This is a genomic window from Limnohabitans sp. (assembly GCF_046052825.1).
In the GTDB taxonomy this organism is placed as follows: domain Bacteria; phylum Pseudomonadota; class Gammaproteobacteria; order Burkholderiales; family Burkholderiaceae_C; genus Limnohabitans.
The window spans coordinates 1-3714 of sequence record NZ_JAVLFP010000035.1 but is presented as its reverse complement, the minus strand read 5'-3'; the positions used below and the strand labels follow the sequence as shown (position 1 = coordinate 3714).

5 protein-coding genes are annotated in these 3714 nt (G+C 59.1%); 4 read left to right on the top strand and 1 reads right to left on the bottom strand.

Going from position 1 to position 3714, the window contains the following annotated elements:
- The 3 genes from ACKWJN_RS05670 to ACKWJN_RS05660 form a co-directional block, all read left to right on the top strand.
- Positions 1-1559 (top strand): FAD-dependent oxidoreductase (locus ACKWJN_RS05670; RefSeq protein ID WP_408595328.1); only part of this gene is annotated, 1559 nt, incomplete at its 5' end.
- 15 nt (positions 1560-1574) lie between these two features.
- Positions 1575-1823 carry a DUF2783 domain-containing protein gene (locus ACKWJN_RS05665; RefSeq protein WP_408595326.1) on the top strand — a complete coding sequence of 83 codons (249 nt, stop codon included), beginning with the start codon at positions 1575-1577 and terminating at the stop codon, positions 1821-1823.
- A 13-nt stretch (positions 1824-1836) separates the two neighbouring features.
- Positions 1837-2370 carry a VOC family protein gene (locus ACKWJN_RS05660; RefSeq protein WP_408595324.1) on the top strand — a complete coding sequence of 178 codons (534 nt, stop codon included), beginning with the start codon at positions 1837-1839 and terminating at the stop codon, positions 2368-2370.
- On the opposite strand, the gene nth is transcribed toward ACKWJN_RS05660, so the two are convergent.
- Positions 2367-3005 (bottom strand): endonuclease III, encoded by a 639-nt coding sequence (gene nth / locus ACKWJN_RS05655; protein WP_408595322.1) that lies wholly within the window; start codon positions 3003-3005, stop codon positions 2367-2369. The two genes, ACKWJN_RS05660 and nth, sit on opposite strands and share 4 nt — an antisense overlap.
- 42 nt (positions 3006-3047) lie before the next feature.
- Between nth and ACKWJN_RS05650 the strand changes: the two genes are divergently transcribed.
- Positions 3048-3714 (top strand): PLP-dependent aminotransferase family protein (locus tag ACKWJN_RS05650; protein ID WP_408595320.1); only part of this gene is annotated, 667 nt, incomplete at its 3' end.

Genomic DNA, 3714 nt, shown 5'->3' with positions numbered 1-3714 from the left:
TGGGCTTGGCCGCAGCCGTGGATGCGCGCTTGCAGGGCTTGGAGGTGTTGCTGTTTGACGAGGACGACTCGGTGTCTGTCGGTTCACGTGCTGTCTGCTACGCCAAACGCACCTTGGAAATTTTGGACCGCTTAGGGATTGGCCAGCCGCTGTGTGACAAAGGTGTGAGTTGGAACATCGGTCGCACCTTTTTGCAAGAAGACGAGGTCTACCAGTTCAACCTGGTGCCAGAGCCCGGGCACAAGCGCCCCGGCATGATCAACCTGCAGCAATACTATTTGGAAGAAGCCTTGGTGGCGCGTGCGCTGGAATTGGGTGTGGACATCCGCTGGAAGTGCAAAGCGGTGGGCGTGAGCAACAAGGCCGACCATGCGGTGGTGCGCATCGCGTCGCCCGAGGGCGAGTTCAGCATCGAGGCCGACTGGCTGGTGGTGGCCGATGGGGCACGCAGCCCGATACGCCGCATGTTGGGCTTGGACATGGAAGGCCAGGTGTTCAAAGACCGCTTCTTGATTGCCGATGTGGTGATGAAAGCCGACTTTCCCGCCGAGCGTCGCTTGTGGTTTGACCCTCCGTTTCACCGGGGCCAAAGTGTGCTCTTGCACAAGCAGGCCGACAACGTGTGGCGCATCGACTTTCAGTTGGGCTGGGACGCCGACCCCGAGGAAGAAACCAAGCCCGAGCGCGTGGTGCCGCGCATCCAAGCCATGCTGGGCGACGAGCGCCCGTTCACTCTGGAGTGGGTCAGCATCTACACCTTCCAGTGCCGGCGCATGAACAAGTTCAAGCACCAGCGTTTGTTGTTTGCGGGCGATGCCGCGCACCAGGTGTCACCGTTTGGCGCACGCGGTGCCAACTCAGGCCTGCAAGACGCGGATGGCCTGATGTGGAAGCTGGCGCTGGTGATGCGAGGCTTAGCCCCCGAGTCTTTGCTGGAGAGTTACAACGATGAGCGTGTCTACGCTGCCGACGAAAACATCTTGAACTCGACCCGATCGACCGACTTCATCACACCCAAGAGCCCCACCAGCGTGCTGTTCAGGCAAGCGGCGCTGGAGTTGGCGCGGCACCACCCGTTTGCGCGCAAGTTGGTCAACTCGGGCCGTTTGTCGGTGCCCAGCTTCATCACCCACTCGGTGCTCAACACACCGGACGTGGGCGCCTTTGCAGGCGACATGCTGCCCGGTGCGCCGATGGACGATGCGCCCATCACCTGCAACGGCCACAACGGCTGGTTGCTCGACCAACTCGGTCATCGGTTTCAATGCTTGGTGTATGTGGACGATGTGGCGCAACTCGATGCCCACACCTTGCGTGAGCTGCAAACGCTGGCGCAAGACGCAGTGGCGGTGCAGCCCATCGTGGTCAGCCGTCAGGCGGGCGCCATCGGGGGCGTGAGCGTGCTGGTCGATGCGCAAGGCTTGTTTGCCAAACGCTATGACGCACAACCGGGCAGTGCCTGGCTGGTGCGCCCAGACCAGCATGTGGTGGCGCGTTGGCGCGGCATCCACCGCGACGCCATCGCTGCCGCACGTGACCGTGCCACGTGCAATGCTTGACGCTCGGAGCAGACCATGACACAGACCCTGAACCTCGCCCCCAATTTCAACGAACCCGGCAAGCGCTATTTCCGTGACTTCACGCCGGGCGATGACTTTTACCAAGCCCTCATCGACACCCACCGTGGCTTGAGCGATGAACAAAGTGCCTTGGTCAACGCCAAGCTCATCTTGCTCTTGGCCAACCACATAGGCGACATGCATGTGCTGCGTGACGCCTTGAGCCTGGCGCGTGCCGATGTGGCCGCAGACCCTCAACCCTGACAGGAGAACCCCCATGAAAATCAGCCGAATTCACCACGTGGCCTACCGCTGCCTTGACGCCAAAGCCACGGTCGAGTGGTACGTCAAACACCTGAACATGGACTTTGTGTTGGCCATTGCCGAAGACCAAGTGCCCAGCACCCATGCCCCCGACCCTTATATGCATGTGTTCCTCGATGCGGGCCATGGCAATGTGTTGGCGTTTTTTGAATTGCCGAACTCACCCGCCATGGGGCGCGACACCAACACGCCCGAGTGGGTGCAGCACTTGGCGTTCAAGGTGGACACCGTGGCTGAATTGGAAGAAGCCAAAGCCCGCTTGCAAGCCGCAGGCATTGTCGTGGTGGGCGTGACCGACCACACCATCTTCAAGAGCATTTACTTCTTCGACCCCAACGGCCATCGCCTCGAATTGGCCTGTGACATTGGCACGCCTGACATGTACAAACAACTCGACGACGTGAAGTGGGCGATGCTCGAAGAGTGGAGCCAAACCAAGCGCGCGCCCAAGCATGCCGCTTGGATGCACGAAAAAGAGTTGGTTTAAGGCTTGGTCGTCTTGGGTTTGAAGCTGCAACAGCCAGACACCGCGCACTGCCAGCACAAAGGCTTGCGGGCTTGGCACACATAGCGGCCATGCAAGATCAGCCAGTGGTGCGCGTCCACCAAGTACTCGGGTGGAATGCGCTTCATCAGCTTCATCTCCACCTCATACGGCGTTTTGCCGGGGGCCAGCCCGGTGCGGTTGCCGACTCTGAAAATGTGTGTGTCCACCGCCATGGTGGGTTCGCCAAACGCCACATTCAACACCACGTTGGCGGTTTTACGGCCCACGCCGGGCAGGTCTTCAAGGGCTTCACGTGTGCGCGGAACCCCGCTGTGGTGTTGTTCCACCAAGATGCGACAGGTCTCCATCAGGTGACGGGCTTTGCTGCGGTACAGGCCAATGGTCTGGATGTAACGCTCCAAACCTTCAAGCCCTAAATCCAAAATTTGTTGCGGCGTGTTGGCCACCGGAAACAGCTTGCGCGTGGCCTTGTTCACCCCCACGTCGGTGGCTTGCGCACTCAGCAGCACAGCGGTGAGCAACTCAAACACGCTGGTATATTCCAATTCGGTATTGGGCTGCGGATTGGCTGCTTTCAGCGTCGCAAAAAATGGCTCAATGTGCTCTTTTTTCATATTCCATCGAATCAATTGGGGTCAGAACCCAATTATCTTCCTATGCAATTTGCCGACCGCCTCAACAACGTAGAAACCTCTGCCATTCGTGAACTGTTCAAGCTGTTGGGCAAGCCCGGCATCATCAGTTTTGCCGGTGGGTTTCCAGACAGCGCGATGTTTGATGTGGAGGGCATTCGCGAAGCCAGTGCCCGTGCCTTGAGCGAAGAGCCTGGTGCTGCGTTGCAATATGGCGCCACCGAAGGTTACAACCCTTTGCGCGAACAGTTGGCCCACTTCATGGCCAGCAAGGGCGTGACGGGTTTGACTGCGGACGGCTTGATCGTGACCACGGGCAGCCAGCAAGCACTCGACTTAATTGCCAAGACCTTGCTCAACCCAGGCGACGTGGCGCTGGTGGAAGGTCCTACGTTTTTGGCCACCATCCAGTGCTTCCGTTTGTATGGTCCGCAGGTGTTGGGTGTGCCGATTGACGCCGATGGCGTGCAGGTGGACAAGCTTGAAGAGATGATGGTGCAGCATCGACCCAAGCTGTTGTATCTGATCCCCACCTTTGGCAACCCCAGCGGCGCCATGCTGAGTTTGGAGCGTCGTTTGCGCGTGCTGGAGTTGGCCGTGAAATACCAAACCGTGGTGGTGGAAGACGACCCCTATGGCGACTTGTACTTCGGCTGTCTCTTATACACATCTGACGCTGCCGACGACTTAA